Annotated in this window: 15 protein-coding genes; 3 read left to right on the top strand and 12 right to left on the bottom strand. The window is 59.6% G+C overall.

Annotation, left to right across the window (positions count from 1 at the left end; all coding sequences use genetic code 11):
- Positions 1 to 5 precede the first annotated feature (5 nt).
- Together J5286_RS09205 and J5286_RS09200 are read left to right on the top strand one after the other, a co-directional pair.
- Entirely contained in the window at positions 6 to 1,046 is a 1,041-nt protein-coding gene (locus tag J5286_RS09205) for a zinc-dependent alcohol dehydrogenase (protein ID WP_209190059.1), read from the top strand.
- A gap of 11 nt (positions 1,047 to 1,057) precedes the next feature.
- Positions 1,058 to 1,822: a TIM barrel protein gene (locus J5286_RS09200; RefSeq protein WP_209190058.1), complete on the top strand. Its 765-nt coding sequence runs from the start codon at positions 1,058 to 1,060 to the stop codon at positions 1,820 to 1,822.
- A 314-nt stretch (positions 1,823 to 2,136) separates the two neighbouring features.
- On the opposite strand, the gene J5286_RS09195 is transcribed toward J5286_RS09200, so the two are convergent.
- The 9 genes from J5286_RS09195 to J5286_RS09155 form a co-directional block, all read right to left on the bottom strand.
- Positions 2,137 to 3,156 (bottom strand): DUF1214 domain-containing protein, encoded by a 1,020-nt coding sequence (locus tag J5286_RS09195; RefSeq protein WP_209190057.1) that lies wholly within the window; start codon positions 3,154 to 3,156, stop codon positions 2,137 to 2,139.
- Between the two features lie 314 nt (positions 3,157 to 3,470).
- Positions 3,471 to 4,286 carry a Pnap_2097 family protein gene (locus J5286_RS09190; RefSeq protein WP_245205624.1) on the bottom strand — a complete coding sequence of 272 codons (816 nt, stop codon included), beginning with the start codon at positions 4,284 to 4,286 and terminating at the stop codon, positions 3,471 to 3,473.
- The gene (locus J5286_RS09185; RefSeq protein WP_209190056.1) at positions 4,283 to 5,539 is read right to left on the bottom strand and encodes an MSMEG_0569 family flavin-dependent oxidoreductase; all 1,257 of its coding nucleotides are present in this window, start codon (positions 5,537 to 5,539) and stop codon (positions 4,283 to 4,285) included. Before J5286_RS09185 ends, J5286_RS09190 begins: the two co-directional genes overlap by 4 nt.
- A gap of 11 nt (positions 5,540 to 5,550) precedes the next feature.
- On the bottom strand, positions 5,551 to 5,829 hold the full coding sequence (locus J5286_RS09180) for an MSMEG_0570 family nitrogen starvation response protein (RefSeq protein WP_209190055.1): 279 nt from the start codon (positions 5,827 to 5,829) through the stop codon (positions 5,551 to 5,553).
- Positions 5,822 to 6,793 carry a sll0787 family AIR synthase-like protein gene (locus J5286_RS09175; protein WP_209190302.1) on the bottom strand — a complete coding sequence of 324 codons (972 nt, stop codon included), beginning with the start codon at positions 6,791 to 6,793 and terminating at the stop codon, positions 5,822 to 5,824. Before J5286_RS09175 ends, J5286_RS09180 begins: the two co-directional genes overlap by 8 nt.
- Entirely contained in the window at positions 6,793 to 7,332 is a 540-nt protein-coding gene (locus tag J5286_RS09170; RefSeq protein WP_209190054.1) for an MSMEG_0567/Sll0786 family nitrogen starvation N-acetyltransferase, read from the bottom strand. The genes J5286_RS09175 and J5286_RS09170 overlap by 1 nt, the downstream gene beginning before the upstream one ends.
- Entirely contained in the window at positions 7,329 to 8,447 is a 1,119-nt protein-coding gene (locus J5286_RS09165; protein WP_209190053.1) for an MSMEG_0568 family radical SAM protein, read from the bottom strand. Before J5286_RS09165 ends, J5286_RS09170 begins: the two co-directional genes overlap by 4 nt.
- Positions 8,440 to 9,432: a Nit6803 family nitrilase gene (locus tag J5286_RS09160; RefSeq protein WP_209190052.1), complete on the bottom strand. Its 993-nt coding sequence runs from the start codon at positions 9,430 to 9,432 to the stop codon at positions 8,440 to 8,442. The genes J5286_RS09165 and J5286_RS09160 overlap by 8 nt, the downstream gene beginning before the upstream one ends.
- Positions 9,433 to 9,499: 67 nt before the next feature.
- Positions 9,500 to 9,982: an MSMEG_0572/Sll0783 family nitrogen starvation response protein gene (locus J5286_RS09155; protein ID WP_148147409.1), complete on the bottom strand. Its 483-nt coding sequence runs from the start codon at positions 9,980 to 9,982 to the stop codon at positions 9,500 to 9,502.
- A gap of 261 nt (positions 9,983 to 10,243) precedes the next feature.
- Between J5286_RS09155 and J5286_RS09150 the strand changes: the two genes are divergently transcribed.
- Entirely contained in the window at positions 10,244 to 11,614 is a 1,371-nt protein-coding gene (locus J5286_RS09150) for an aminotransferase-like domain-containing protein (protein ID WP_209190051.1), read from the top strand.
- 97 nt (positions 11,615 to 11,711) lie between these two features.
- Here the strand turns inward: J5286_RS09150 and J5286_RS09145 are convergent, their stop codons facing one another.
- The 3 genes from J5286_RS09145 to J5286_RS09135 form a co-directional block, all read right to left on the bottom strand.
- Complete coding sequence (locus tag J5286_RS09145) at positions 11,712 to 12,200, bottom strand: GlcG/HbpS family heme-binding protein (protein ID WP_209190050.1); 489 nt, start codon at positions 12,198 to 12,200, stop codon at positions 11,712 to 11,714.
- Between the two features lie 95 nt (positions 12,201 to 12,295).
- The gene (locus J5286_RS09140) at positions 12,296 to 12,877 is read right to left on the bottom strand and encodes a response regulator transcription factor (protein ID WP_209190049.1); all 582 of its coding nucleotides are present in this window, start codon (positions 12,875 to 12,877) and stop codon (positions 12,296 to 12,298) included.
- The gene (locus J5286_RS09135) at positions 12,874 to 14,349 is read right to left on the bottom strand and encodes a sensor histidine kinase (protein WP_209190048.1); all 1,476 of its coding nucleotides are present in this window, start codon (positions 14,347 to 14,349) and stop codon (positions 12,874 to 12,876) included. Before J5286_RS09135 ends, J5286_RS09140 begins: the two co-directional genes overlap by 4 nt.
- Between the last annotated feature and the right edge of the window lie 6 nt (positions 14,350 to 14,355).

Genomic DNA, 14,355 nt, shown 5'->3' with positions numbered 1-14,355 from the left:
TCATCATGCGCACGCGTTCACTCTATTTCACCGGGCCAAGGGCAACCACGATCGAGGAGGAGGATTTGCGCGCGCCAGGTCCAGGCGAGGTTCAGCTCACGGCGATCGTTTCCGGCATCAGCGCCGGTACCGAGCTCAACGTCTACAGGGGGCTGGCGCCGCAATGGCGGCAGACGATGGATCCGAAGACGCGGCTGTTTTCGTCAACGAACGGCTCGTCCTGGACGTGGCCGGCGCGCTACGGCTACGCGATGGTCGGGCGCGTGTCGGCACTTGGTCAAGGCGTGACGTCGCTTTCGGAGGGCGATCTAGTCTATTCCTACTCGCCGCATGGCGATCATGCGGTGGTCGGTGCAGACGCCGTCATCCCGCTCGGCGATTTGCCGGATCCGGAGATCGGCGTGTTCACCGCCAATATGAACACAGCCTATAACGGCCTTCTCGACGCCAATATTCCACTGGGCGCCGACGTGGTGGTCATGGGACTGGGCGTCATCGGCCAGATCATCGTGCGGCTTCTGAAGAGAAACGGCGCGCGGCAGATCATCGCCGTGGATGGCGTTGCCTCCCGCCGGGAAGCCGCCAAACTCGGCGGCGCGACCCATCTGCTCGAACCGTCCGCGACGGTGGCGGAGGCGGTGCGCGATATCACTGACGGCCGTGGTGCGGACTTCTGCATCGAGGTGTCGGGTGCGGCGCCGGCCCTGAATTCCGCCATCCGCACGGTCGGATTCAACGGCACGGTGATCGCGCTTTCCTGGTATGGCGGCACGTTCGAGACGCTGAGCCTATCGGGCGAATTCCACCATAACCGGCCTCGGATCATTTCGTCGCAGGTCGGTGCGGTCAATCCGCTCCTGGGGCCTCTTTGGTCCATGAGCCGCCGGTCGGAGATCGCCCAGGAATTTCTCCGCGAATATGCTGCGGACCTCAAAGGTTTCGTCACCCACCGCTTCCCGATCGCCAAGGCGGGGGATGGCTATGAGTTGGTGGACAACAGGGCCGCTGACATCATGCAGGTCTTGATCGACTATCGATTGAACTGAGGGACGAGACCATGAAGCTATCTGCCTGCATAGAATGGATTTTCGCCGACGAAGCCGAGACTTTCGGCGACCGTATCCGGCTGGCCAAGGAAAACGGCGTCGAGGCCGTTGAATTCTGGAAGTGGACGAACAAGGATCTCGACCAAATCGAGGCCACACTTCAGGCGACCGGCGTCGGGCTTACGAGCTTCGTCGCCGAACCGATGATCCCGTTGACCGATATCGCCAACCAGGGCGCCTTCCTGCGCGGCCTCGAACAATCGATCGACGTTGCCAGACGCCTTGGCGCCAAGACGCTGATCGCCCAGGCGGGCGATGATCTGGCGTCGGTGTCGCGTGCTGCGCAGCGAGCCGCCTTGGTCGCGACACTGACGCGGGCAGGCGAGCTGCTGCAGGGAACCGGTATTCGGCTCGGCGTCGAGCCACTGAACACGACGATCGATCACGTTGGCTACTTCCTGCCCTCGACGCGCGAAGGCCTGGATATCGCCGACGAGACCGGCCGCGACGAGATCGGCATCATCTACGACCTCTATCATTCGGCGGTGATGGGCGAGGCCACCGAAACGGTCATCGGCGCGGACATGCGCAAGGTCTTCCACGTGCACATCGCCGACCACCCCGGCCGCAATGAGCCGGGTTCCGGCACGATCGACCTGAAGGAAAGATTGAACTGGCTGTTTGCCAATGGATACTCTGGCGCTGTCGGATTGGAGTATCGGCCAATCAAGCGCTCATCCGAGACGATCCGCGATCTCAGCTCACTTTCGAACTAGTATGGAAAACGCTCACGAAACCATAGCATGGCGTGTCTGAAGATGAACAAGGGAGTGAGTTTCAGGGACATCGTAGCGTAGATGAGATTAGAAATGACTTTTCGGACTTACCTGAGGCGGATCGGGTTATTAGCGCTTGTAGCCTTCGCACCTCCTGAGAGTATTGGAGGATCCATGTCGCGATGGCATCGGTCAAGCCTGCGTTTATTCAGCATACCTACGCTGACGGGAACGTGCGAGGCGTAATCTGCTTCCGCCCTAAGCACGGATAATTCGGAGGTCCGACACAGGCAAGCTCCCAGTACGATCCGTGCTCATTGTGGCTGCGGTTGGGGAAACGTCCAGTTTCCATTCAGCACCTGCGGCTGCGGTCGATAGAGCCGGACGGTGTAATTCCACCCGGCTTCGACAGGCAGGCAGTTGGGAGTTTTGCCATTGCAGCCTCCAAACTGGATCGTAATCGACCCGTCGCTTTCCTTTGTAGCGGTCAGATTGTTGACGGAATAGGCCTTCTGCGGATTGGGCACGAAGAAGCCTTCACTGTTGTAGCGGCTAACCGACCAGAAGCCATCGACGGGTACGTTCGCGGGAACGTGTAGCGTATAGATTGTCGTGCCATCGTTATTCTCCGGCGTGATCGCGATATAGGTCGCCTCACTGTCGGGATTGCCACCCCATCCAGCCGCAGTTCCGATTAGATGATTGATGGGATCAACGTCACTTTTGCTTCCGAACGCCCGGTTGAAGCTGTCCATGGTGGCGTTCAGCGCCAAGAGGGCGCTGCGCACCTTGTCCTGACTGGCCTTATCCCAGGTGGGCAGCTCCAGCTTACCCGGACCGCCGGGTTGTTCCACCTTGATGGCGTCCTGGAGCTTGTGAACCTCGTCGGCATCGCCTTCCTTGCTGGGGTCGACCAGGGTGCGAACTGCCGCAAAGACGTACCGCGTCCCAACGGCGTCCTTGGTGAGCGCATGACTCCCCGCGCCGTGAAACACGCCGGTCACATAGTGATCCTGATTCACCGTCATCAACGACATGAAACGGTTGCCCGCATCCGGCATCGTAATCGTAACAGGCCCGGCCTCAAGGTCGAATACGCCGCTGGAATACAAGGTATCGCGGTTACCGCGCACGACTGTCTGGTGCTCCACGTCGAAGGGCTCGCGACGATGGAACATCTTGCCGATACCGGCTTCCTTGGCGGAAACCGCGAAGTACATATCGCTTTCCGCTCGAACGAAGTTGTCGGGCGTCACCTTCGTTCCGTCGTCGGCCAGTGCTGAGCCTGCCACGAGACAGAGGCTTGCAAACAACATCTTCGAAATCGTGATCATGCTAACCTCCGTCGGGTGCCGCAGCCTTGCGGCAGGCATCGTGATGCAGAGGTCGAATAAGCCACGGAGACAAGACACGCATAAGTACGCAACAGTAAGCGATGGCGTAAATGACCGCTGGTGGCTGCGGGTGCAAAGTTGTCGAAGACCGGGCAGCCATACAACAAGGAATCTCCCGATTTTTCCGACATGGGTCGATCAAGCGCTGGCCTGTCACGGCGCGCAGTTTTTTCGTAAAAGCCGTTGCTTACGCCCTGAAATCAAGGCGTTTGTGCCTCGTTGCGTTGAAGCTAGGCCATGGCGTCAAGCGTCGATCATCGAGATCTAACCCGCATCATTGCCAGCAGCCTATTTTTCGCGCCCCGAAGGATCAAGTCGTGACCGTCGCTGTTCTCTCGAAAGGAGACACCTGTCCACTCGCCCGGTTCGACGTTCCCCAGATAGACAACATGCCTGCTCGCAACCATCCGAGAGTGTATCTCTCCCGCTTGGAACAAAGCCCGATCCGCGAGGGCGCTATAACTCGGGAAATAGAGAAGTCCAACGGCATTGAAGTCCGTTGCCGGACAAGGCAGCACGGCTTGCTCTCGTGCGAAATCTTCGAGATCGAGATCCTGTCGAAGCACGTTTCGTGCGACAAGAGCAGCCCGCTCGGCGACGCGCCTGACCAGAGAAGGGGCGTCAGGCGGCATTGCCAGTGCTCGAGGGCTACGACGGACGACCGAGCGGTTGCTTCCCTCAACCGAACGTCCGACGAATGTCGACACCAATACCATCCGCCCAATATCGTGGCCGTCCGCCTCGATACGAAGGAGTGATGCCAGCCGTCCGCTTCCGACGCGAAACAGGTGTGCCGAGAGGGTCAGGTCGCCGCCCAGCCGCGGACGTTCCGGTTGCGAAAGCTGCAGGCTCGTCGCACAAAAGGCCGCATAGAGAGGGTCGCCGTCGCGGCAGGTGAACACGGCCTCTTTCTGCCCCATGGCGCGGGCGATGAGGCGCCAATGCAGATCACCGGCGCGCCGCTTCAGCCACTGTTCAGACAGGCCTCGGTAGCCCATCTCCGCCATCCCGAGGACGTGTCGCTCGATCAGACCCGACACATCCTGTTTTAGAAAGGGCAGGGCGGTCATGCAGCAAGCCTGTTCTTCTGGCGGGCGACAATTTGCTCAGCGAGATACCGGCTGTCCTCGTCGATGCCGAGGAACCGTCCGGAGCCCCAGGTGTTCAGCCAACCCAGCCCGATGAAGTACAATCCAGGCGCATCCGTCACGCCACGGCGGAAGATCGGTTTTCCACGCTCGTCCAAACAGTCGACCTTGAGCCACGAATAATCCGGACGGAATCCGATCGCCCAGATGATGGAAGAAATCCCCGCGCCTGAAAGATCGACCTCGGTGATCTCCTGTTCAGGACGCCAGACCTTCTCGAAGGGCGGCTCTTGCGGGACGTCGAGCCCCTGAGCGGAGATCCAGGCGTCGATCTGCTTGCGGATGCCCAGATAGCTTTTGTCGGCGTCGTCGAGGTTCTTCTCCAGATCCGGCAGGAATGCCATCGTCGTTCCCGACGCTCCCGCCACAGACCCATACAACTGGACGCCTTCCAGTGCATATTTGCGGAGGTCGATCTCCTTGCCGCCGTCGCGTCCGGACATGTAGTGGTTGGTCTGGGTGAGAGCCTTCAAAGGATCAGGGTGACGATCAATGGTGACGGCGTAGGTGCCTGCATCATAGAGCCAGTTCGTGGCGTCCCGCCCGCGATACATGCGCGGACTGCGCGGTGCGGGTCCGACCGCCAGATGCACCGGTCGGCCCTCCAGATGAAAATCGTCCATGATCTGGACCCCGGACTGACCTGTTCCCACAATCAGCGTGCCGCCATCAGGCAATTGCGAGGGGCGACGATAGTCGCGCGAATGCATCTGAACAATGGAAGGGTCGAGGTCGGCGGCATAAGGCGGCACAATCGGATTGTCGTAGCCGCCGGTGGCAATCACCACCTGATCTGCAGTCATGTTGCCGACCGTTGTCTCGATACAATATCCCCCATTTTCGCGGGGCGAAACATGCGTCACATCCACACCTTCGCGCAGTGGAGGATCGAAACTCTCGGCGAAGCCGTCCAGATAGTCGACGATCTCCTGTCTGAGCATGAAGCCGTCCGGATCAGGGCCGTTGTAGGACCATTCAGGCAGGCGGCACTGCCAGTTCGGCGTAACCAGGCAAAACGTGTCCCAGCGATTGTTGCGCCAGCTTTCGAACCGGCGATGGCGCTCAAGCACGATATGCTCGATTCCCGCTCGCATCAGGTACCAACTGACCGAGAGCCCGGCCTGGCCGCCACCGATGATGAGGACGGGTACATGTGGTACAATGGCTTCGGTCATAGCAAACCCTTTCATGACATCGAGAGGCAGGTAACCTGGCCATCGGCCGGTTGTCCTGCGGCTGTCGTTTCGATCTTTTCGAGTTGGTCGAGTGCTGATGAGCAGGCAAAGCCGAATTTTGCAGCAACGCGATCAGATGCTTCGTGCAGCCCCGTGCGGGCACGTTCGACGAAATCCGTCAGAGCGTAGGTGCTGCCGGCTTGGAGATGCTGCCTGATCACGGTCGAGGGAGAGTAGCAGCTCTCCTCCTCGCCGCCGGGCCAACGAATGGTGAAGCGGACTTCAGGCATGGGCGATCTCCTTTGATAGCGAGATGTAAGGGTCTGCGGCATAGTCCCAGAACGTGGTCCGTTGGCCACTGCAGGTCAGATCGATCCGGGAGCTGTCCGTTGCGCGACCGATGCTTGCGGCGCAGATGTCGCGCGCAGCGAACGCGGCGCAGACCTCTTGCGCCCGTTCCGGCCGAACCGAAAGCAGGAAGCCGAAGCTCGGAAAAGTGCGTAGCCAGCGATCGATCAGGACGCCTGACGGCAGCGGAATATCGGAGAGCGCAATATCGAACCCGCAGCGAGAGGATTCCGCGAGCATAAGTGCCGTGCCCACGATCCCGCCTTGGCTGATGTCCTTTCCGGCATCGACAAGACCTGCATCAGCCAACTCCGGCAGAAGTTCATAGTCGCCGCGCAATCTCTCGTAAGGTGCATCGAGGGCCGCGCACCAGTTGTCGAAGCGTGGCCGGTATTGTCCCCGATGATCGATCGCGGCGATGAGTGCATCCCCTGGCATAGCTGCAAAGCTGGAGATGAGCCGGTTCGCGCGACCCGTGACGGAGACCGCAAGATTGAGTTCGGGACTGCGTAGATTGGTGTGCCCGCCGACGATCGGAACCCCGTAGGCCGCCGCAGCGTCGCGCAGGCCGGACAGCAGGGGCTCGGCGGAAACCGGATCCGGAGCCCAGACCGCGTCAAGCAACGCTGTTGCACGTCCTCCCATGGCGGCGATATCCGATAGGTTGACCATCACGCCGCACCAGCCGGCGAACCAGGGATCGTCCTGCACGAACTGCGGCATGAAACCTTCACCGGCGAAAAGGTCCCAGCCTCCGTTGCGCCCGGGGATTGCCGCGGCATCATCGCCGGGCATCCCTGTCGTTCCCGCCGACAGCGATAGCGCCCGTGTCGTGCCGGCTATGTCCAGCTTGCTGCGGATCGATGGATGGGCTGCGAGCCCGGTTGCTAAGGCGTGGACGTCCATCACGCTCTCCGCGCCCGAGCGCACCAACCGACGGTCGGATCGCATGTCGGGGGATAGTGCGAGAGGGAGGCCAGCATGTGCATGTGGGGGACGCCGTGCAGATCAATCTCTCCTGCCGGTTCCCAGTGCAAGCGGCGGAAGAGAGGTACGTTCTGGATCTGGACATGAGCATGGAACTCGCTGCATCCGATCCCGTTCGCGGTCGATACCGCTAGGCGGATCAGCTCGGCTCCCAGCCGGCCGACCCGGCGATAAGACGGCGCGACCGCAAGGCGGGAGCCCCACCAAATGCCGGGCGTCGGCTCATGGATCCTCACTGTGCCCACGACCTCGGCAGGCTCAGCCGCCAAGGTCGCGATCGCCACAAGTGGAAGCGCGGTCTTGTCGATCTCGTCGTGGTCACTGTCGGCGAATATATGCTGCTCTTCGACAAAAACCTGTCGCCTGAGATCAAAGGCTCCGGCCACTTCCCATGTCTCCGATGCGGCACGGATGATAAATTCGGGACTAATGAAGGCAGAATGATCCATGAGGCTCATGCGGGGATCCTCAGTTTCTCATAGGTCGAAAGGGCGGAACAGGCGCCGCATTTGCCGCAGCCCGCCTTGATGTCGGACGCCTTCAGCCCACCGTCGATGACGATCTGGGACAAGGGCGAGAGAATGGAGGCCATGAAATCGGCGTTTGGTGCGGGATGGCTTTCGAGGGGTGTCCCGGAGATGGGCACGAAGGGGACGACGAATGGATAGACGCCCATGGCCACGAGCCGCGTCGACATGTCGAGGATTGCTTCACGCGTATCACCCAGTCCTGCGAGGATATAGGTGGAGACCTGTCCTCGCCCGAACACCTTCACCGCAGCCTCGAAGCTGGAGAAGTATTTTTCAAGCGGAACGCTGGCTTTGCCCGGCATGATCCGCTCCCGGACTTCCGGCGTCACCGCTTCGAGGTGCATTCCCAACGCATCCGCGCCGGCAGCCTTCATCCGCTCGTGCCATGTGTCGTCTTCTGGAGGCTCGCACTGAACCTGTATGGGAAGATCCACGACCGCCTTCACGGCGCGGGCACTCTCCGCCAGCACGGCGGCGCCACGATCTTTGCCCGGCGGGGTGCCGGTGGTCATCACCATATGCTTGACGCCGTCCAGTTCGACGGCTGCCTTCGCCACTTCCGCAAGCTGTGCCGGCGTCTTGTGCGCAACGGTCCGACCGGCTGCCAAGCTTTGGCCGATCGAACAGAACTGACAGGTCTTCTTGCGGCTTTCGTAACGGATGCAGGTTTGCAGGATCGTGGTCGCAAGCACGTCACGAGAATGAAGGACCGCAATTTTGTTGTAGGGGATGCCGTCTTCGGTCATCAGATCGTAGAATTTCGGCCGATTCGGGAAGCGGATGCGGGCGACTTCGGATCCTTCCCTCGTAATGCGGGAGCGACCATCGGTGTCCGGCGCCTCCACCAGATAGGGGCTGTCGAAGGCGGGGGCCGTGTGGACCGGCACCATGACTGTCGTATCACCAAAGTTGACGGCCTTGTGGTCGGAGGGCCCGGCGCCCCCGCGTCGGCTCTCATGGCCCACACGCGGATCGACGAGACGCATGCCTTTCGTCTGCAGATCATTGATGAGTTCTGGATCGATCGCTGGCAGTTCACGCATCCTGAGGCTCCTCGAGGGTCGTATTTCCGTCGCCGTCGGTCGCGGCGCCTTCCGAAGGTGTCACCTGATCCAAAGGTTTCGCCGGCCGCGCATCGTGGACCAGATGCAGCAGTTCCGGCCGCGCGTAGTGGCCGACGGAATCCATCATTCGCTTACGCTTCGTGATGAGCCGCATGTCCAGATCCCCGATCAGGATGCCTTCGCCCGAGGTCAGTGGCGGCACGACATGGCGGCCTTCCGGAGTGATGATGCATGTCATGCAACCGTCCCTCAGACCTTTCTGCAGGCTCGGGTCCGGATGGATGGAGGCTATTTGCTCCTCGCTCAACCAGCCTGTGGCGTTGACGACGAAGCAGCCGGATTCGAGCGCGTGGTGGCGCATCGTTACCTCGATCTGCTCGCCGAAGATCGGACCGACCAGAGATCCCGGAAAGTGCGAGGCATGGATCTCCTCGTGCTGGGCCATCAACGCGTAGCGGGCAAGCGGGTTGTAATGCTCCCAGCAGGCCAACGCACCCATGCGTCCGACTGCGGTGTCGACCACCTTCAGCCCAGCGCCGTCACCCTGTCCCCAGATCATCCTCTCGTGATAGGTGGGGGTGATCTTACGGCGCTTGAGTTTCAAGCTGCCGTCGGCGTCGAATATTAGTTGGGTGTTGTAGAGTGAGCCATGGTCGCGTTCGTTCACACCGAGCACGATCACAACATTGCGTTTACGGGCGGCATCGGCCACGGCGCGGGTTTCCGCGGACGGGACAGTGACAGCCTCCTCATAGAGCCGCAGGTGCTCTGGCCCCTGCTGCATGGGCGGCAGGACAAAACTGAAATACGGATACCAAGGCACAAAGGTTTCCGGAAACACAATCAGCTCGGCGCCCTTGTCGGCCGCTTCGGCTATAGCATTCAGGACGCGCTCAACAGTTCCGGCCCGCGACGTGAGGTCGGGAGCGATCTGGACGGCGGCCGCACGGACGATTTTGGACATGACTGGCTCCTTGGCAGCACAAGGTAAAGGAGGCGCCCCTTCGGGTCCGAGGGGGCGCCGCGGACGATCAAACGGTCCAGGTGTCGATAATCAGCGCGTTGGCCTTTTTGTGCAGCAGCACGCAGTCCAGCACGTCCTGCGGCAGGATCGGGATGATGCCGGGGATCAGGGCCGGCTCGCCGTGCCCGTAGAGTGCCTGAAGGGCGAAGCGACATGCATAGACCTTGCCGCCTTCCTTCATGAAACGTTCGAGGTTCTTGTTGAAGTTAAGATGTCCCGGGAAGGCCTCATCACCCAGCTTGGGAAAACCTCGCTGAATTCCAAGTGTAACGCCTGGTCCGTAGAGCAGGATCGAAGTCTCATAGCCTTTCCGCTGAAGGCGGATGGCGTTGAGAATGTTGACGAGGCCGATGGAGCCTTCGAATGCCATCGTGTGGAAGGTGACGAGCGCCTTTTCACCAGGGTCGGCCTTCACATCCTCGAAAACCTTGGACTCGTAATCGACAAAGAAGTCACCATCCTTGTGCGGCTGCTGCGTTACTTCAGGCATGTCTGCATCTCCTTACGGCGGGGTTGATACAGAAACGATACGGATGAAATTGTCTGAATCAATAAGCAGTTCAATATCCATACAATAATTAATTCATGCCACTGAAAGATGCTTATCAGATATGCGGAATGCCTAATTTTTTCTCTAAATTGCGCCTGTTTTGCTTTATTTTTATGCTTTAATCGGGATTGATCGGCGGGATAAAATGAGGAATAATTGGTCCATACAATACGATACAATCATTAACTGGGGCATCGATAAATGTTAAAGTGGCTTCCTGATCTACGATCCGACGGCAAGCCTCGATACCTGCAGATTGCTGATGCAATCGAAGGCGCAATCAAGCGTGGAGAGATAGCCGCGGGTGATCGACTACCGCCGCAGCGTAAGCTGGCGGAACGGCTGGGCATCGACTTCACGACCGTCAGCCGGGCCTATACTGAAGCGCATGCGCGTCGATTGGTCGAAAGCCATGTTGGTCGAGGAACCTTTGCGATAGACCAGGGAAAGTCTTCACATAGTGTGCAGCCGCGGCGTGCCCGGGATGAAGACCTCTCTATGAATATGCCGCCCGAGCCGCAGGATCCCGATCTCCTTGCCCGTATGCAAGACGGTCTGCAGACCGTTTCCGCGAACCTCATCTCCCTGCTACGCTACCAGTCGACGACCGGCGGTGAGCAGGACAAGGCCGCGGCATCTTCCTGGCTATCGAAGCGAGGTATGGTGCCCAGTCTTGAACGGATCGCGATCACACCTGGAGCGCATGCCACGATGACGGCGCTTCTTTCGACGATGACACGACCCGGTGATGTCATCCTTTGCGAAGCGATAACTTATCCCGGGCTGCGTGCCATCGCCGCGCGCATGGGCCTTCAGCTGGTGGGAATTCCCATGGATGACTGTGGAATCACGCCGGATGCCTTGGATGCTGCAATCCACCTTCATCAGCCTAAGGCTCTGTATCTGAATCCAACGGTTCAAAACCCGACCACGCTGACGATTCCGCGAGAGCGCCGCATGGAGATCGCAGAAATCCTTCTGCGTCATAGGCTCTCGCTAATCGAAGACGATGCATATGGCTTTATACCAGCTGCTGCCCCGGTGCCATTCGCGACACTCGCGCCAGACCTTACCTGGCACATCGGAGGGCTCGCGAAATGTCTGGGAGCGGGCCTTCGCCTCGCCTACACCGTCGCCCCCAATGCCAGGGCCGCATATTCTCTTGCCCAGGCGCTTCGAGCCAGCGCCGTCATGCCTTCCCCGATCTGCATGGCGCTTGCCACTCGGTGGATCGAAGACGGAACGGCCGATGCGATCCGCCATTTTGTAAGGACGGAAAGTGCCGTCCGTCAGAAGATGGTGGCGGATACTCTTCGGGGGTTTGAAATCAAGGGTGAGCCGGAAGCCTTCAACATATGGCTCAAACTCCCCAAGGGGGCGAGCAGGGCCGAACTCATGGGCCGAATGGCCGGCCGTCATGTCGGCCTTATGCCTTCCGACGCGTTCACGGTGATGGGGACACCCGACGAGCACGTCAGAGTGTGCCTTGGTGGGGTCATTCAGCGTGAAGAGTTGCGGGCAGGGCTCCTGTTTATGGCCAACTCGCTCTCCGACACCGGATGGATGGGCTAGGTTCGAGCATGAGTATCGCGTTTTGCCCACAGGGCGAAGTCCGTGGAGGATAAGCGCCCGAAATGGTGACATCGGGCGCTATTGTCAGGAACGGCCTCTATTTCAAACGGTCAGCAAGCTTTTCAATTGCAGTCTTCGCGCATGCTTCATCGAGATTTCCGCCAGGTGCACCAGCGACGCCGATGGCGCCGATCGTGTCCTTTTCGATCTTTAGAGGTACGCCCCCGGCAAGAACAAGGAAGCCTGGAATGTCGACCATTCCAGCAGCGCCGGGATTGTTCTTCACGGTATCGGCAATGCCGCTGGTGGGGTTCTTCGAAGATGCGGAGGTGAACGCCTTTGCAATGGACGCCTGGACCGTATGAGTGCCGGCATTTTCTGCTCGAACGAGTGCCAGAGGCGTACCTGCGCGATCGACCACCGCAGCCGAGACGTTGTAACCCTGGGCTGAGCAAGTAGCCACGGCGGACTGCGCGAGTTCGACTGCCAGCGCGGTGCCGATGCTGGTCTGCTTGACGGTGTCTTCGGCAAACGCCGGAGCAACCGCTCCGGTGACGAGAGCGATCGAAAGCAGGGCGGATTTCATCGGAATATCTCCTAGGTGTTGTCGTTGCTTCGACAAACCTATTCGGTCGGGTGAGCGCCTTGAACTGGCATCTCCACTGAAGGGTATCAGTAGAACTACCGATACGCGGCAAGCCAGATACGCGTTTGCTCGGCGACTGCGGGCGTCCCCAACTTCAAGGCGAGGCTGGCCCGATGACTGTCCACTGTTCGCACGGAGACGTCGAGAGCCGATGCGATGTCCTTGCTGCCAAGACCTTTCGACACGAGCTCGATCACTTCGCGCTCGCGGGCCGTGAGGCGGTCAAGGAGGTCGAGAAACTCTTGGCGGTCAAGGAGCTCGGCGAGTTCGACTTCACAAGCGGTGATCGCTTCGATCAGAACGTGTTCGTCGACGGGCTTGGTCAGAAAGTCCGTTACCCCGGCCTTGAACGCCCGACGGCATGCCTCGACGTCGCCATGTCCCGTTACGATGACCGCGGGCCAGTTGATGTTCATCTCGGCCAGCTTTTTCAAAAGCTGCAGCCCGCTGGTTGCGGGCATCCGAAGGTCTAGGATTAGGACGCCGGGCTTTGCAATATTCATGTGGGCAAGCAGATGCGCTGCATCAGGAAATGCCGTCACCTCCTTCCCGTATGTTTTAAGCAGCAGCGTGAGTGCTTCCCGCACGGAGGCGTCATCATCGACAAGATAGATCATGCGGCCTCTCCGACTGGCAGACGAATTGTGAAGCAGGCTCCGCCGTCGTTCCGTGCTTCAATCGTACCATCCATCTTTTCGATCAAACGAGCCGCGAGCGGCAGGCCGAGCCCCATCCCATCGGACTTGGTCGTGAAGAACGGTTCGAAGATACGGGGCAGCGAAACGGGTTCGATGCCGGGCCCGTTGTCGGAAACCGTTATGACTATCTGTCTGCCTTCCGGTTTGGCGGTGAGGGTAATGCGCGGCCGAACCTGCGACACCACGGCGTCGGCAGCGTTGCGGATCAGATTGTGGATGACCTGCTGGAACGAAATGACATCGATCGCCACGACAAAGCTTTCGGTCGGCATACGGATATTCAAAGTGATCCCGCGCCGCGCCATGTCAGCTTCAACCAGACGTAGCGTCCCTGCGAGAGCTTCAGAAAGCGGGACTTTCTCCATTTGTGCAGCCGCGCCGGATATATAGGCTCGCATCCTTTCAAGGATGTCGCCCGCCCGCTTCGCTTCACGAACGTTGGCGTCAAGCGCCTGCTCGAGGATGTCCGATCGACCAAGGTTCATCGCCCGTCGCGCAGCCTGACTTTGGCTGAGTATCGCGGCGACCGGCTGAGAAAGTTCATGAGCGATGCCCGAGGCCATTTCGCCAAGGGAATTCACGCGTCCCACGTGGGCGAGCTTTGCATCTTGCTCAAGCAGCCGGACGCGCTGCTCTTGAAGGCGACGTTGCCGGCTCGAATCTCGGTAGAGCGCGGCCAGCCATATGACTGCAGCAATAGCAATGAGAGCCGGCACAATGAGCCGTATCGGAAATAGCTCACCAAATCCAAACCCACGGCCGATCTCCAGGAGCAGGGGCTGCGCAGGATTGCCCGACATCTGTTCCGCTGACGCCATGCTGATTGGTCCGCCTTCAATGTCATGGGCGGCGAGAACGACATCTCCGAGCGCCAGACTGACCGAATATTGGGCTGGCAGCTGCGCGACACCTAGCAGGGCTTCAGCATCTATACGAAGTCTTAGCAGTCGATCGGGCGCAACCAACTTGAACAGATAATAGGCATGTTGCGTGGCGGCGGGCCTGACAGTCGTCTGACCAATTTTGTCCAGTTTTGGAAGGTCGTCTGTAACTTCTGCGCTCTGAACCAGAGGGCCGTTTTTCCCGCCATAGGTAACCAAGTGAATTTTGGCGTCGTCGACGTGCAGGGTCGAAATTTCGTTGATACGAGGATAGCGCGCGAGAATGTTTTGAGAGAGCCCCTGCATGCTTGCAGAGGGTTCTTCCGGCGACATTCGAATTATCGCTCCGAGGGCAGACAAGTGGGCGTCGTGCTGCGCAAGTTTCTCCGCCAACAACGTTTCGGCCGTCCTGGCGTGGTCGTAAAGCTCTGAAAGCCCAGCGCGGTACTGAACCATGCCCAGCAAGGCAACAGCTATAGCCGATACGAAAACCCAAAGCATGACCAGCATGGCAAT

This window comes from Rhizobium sp. 16-488-2b, from assembly GCF_017741815.1.
Classification (GTDB): Bacteria; Pseudomonadota; Alphaproteobacteria; order Rhizobiales; family Rhizobiaceae; genus Rhizobium.
Note: the sequence above shows the minus strand (reverse complement) of the source record. Positions and strands in the feature narration are given on the sequence as shown.

Bases quoted from the DNA above. Each gene is read 5' to 3' on its own strand.
- J5286_RS09205 (WP_209190059.1), top strand. From the start codon at position 6: ATGCGCACGCGTTCACTCTATTTCACCGGGCCAAGGGCAACCACGATC.
- J5286_RS09200 (WP_209190058.1), top strand. From the start codon at position 1,058: ATGAAGCTATCTGCCTGCATAGAATGGATTTTCGCCGACGAAGCCGAG.
- J5286_RS09195 (WP_209190057.1), bottom strand. From the start codon at position 3,156: ATGATCACGATTTCGAAGATGTTGTTTGCAAGCCTCTGTCTCGTGGCA.
- J5286_RS09190 (WP_245205624.1), bottom strand. From the start codon at position 4,286: ATGACCGCCCTGCCCTTTCTAAAACAGGATGTGTCGGGTCTGATCGAG.
- J5286_RS09185 (WP_209190056.1), bottom strand. From the start codon at position 5,539: ATGACCGAAGCCATTGTACCACATGTACCCGTCCTCATCATCGGTGGC.
- J5286_RS09180 (WP_209190055.1), bottom strand. From the start codon at position 5,829: ATGCCTGAAGTCCGCTTCACCATTCGTTGGCCCGGCGGCGAGGAGGAG.
- J5286_RS09175 (WP_209190302.1), bottom strand. From the start codon at position 6,793: ATGGACGTCCACGCCTTAGCAACCGGGCTCGCAGCCCATCCATCGATC.
- J5286_RS09170 (WP_209190054.1), bottom strand. From the start codon at position 7,332: ATGAGCCTCATGGATCATTCTGCCTTCATTAGTCCCGAATTTATCATC.
- J5286_RS09165 (WP_209190053.1), bottom strand. From the start codon at position 8,447: ATGCGTGAACTGCCAGCGATCGATCCAGAACTCATCAATGATCTGCAG.
- J5286_RS09160 (WP_209190052.1), bottom strand. From the start codon at position 9,432: ATGTCCAAAATCGTCCGTGCGGCCGCCGTCCAGATCGCTCCCGACCTC.
- J5286_RS09155 (WP_148147409.1), bottom strand. From the start codon at position 9,982: ATGCCTGAAGTAACGCAGCAGCCGCACAAGGATGGTGACTTCTTTGTC.
- J5286_RS09150 (WP_209190051.1), top strand. From the start codon at position 10,244: ATGTTAAAGTGGCTTCCTGATCTACGATCCGACGGCAAGCCTCGATAC.
- J5286_RS09145 (WP_209190050.1), bottom strand. From the start codon at position 12,200: ATGAAATCCGCCCTGCTTTCGATCGCTCTCGTCACCGGAGCGGTTGCT.
- J5286_RS09140 (WP_209190049.1), bottom strand. From the start codon at position 12,877: ATGATCTATCTTGTCGATGATGACGCCTCCGTGCGGGAAGCACTCACG.
- J5286_RS09135 (WP_209190048.1), bottom strand. From the start codon at position 14,349: ATGCTGGTCATGCTTTGGGTTTTCGTATCGGCTATAGCTGTTGCCTTG.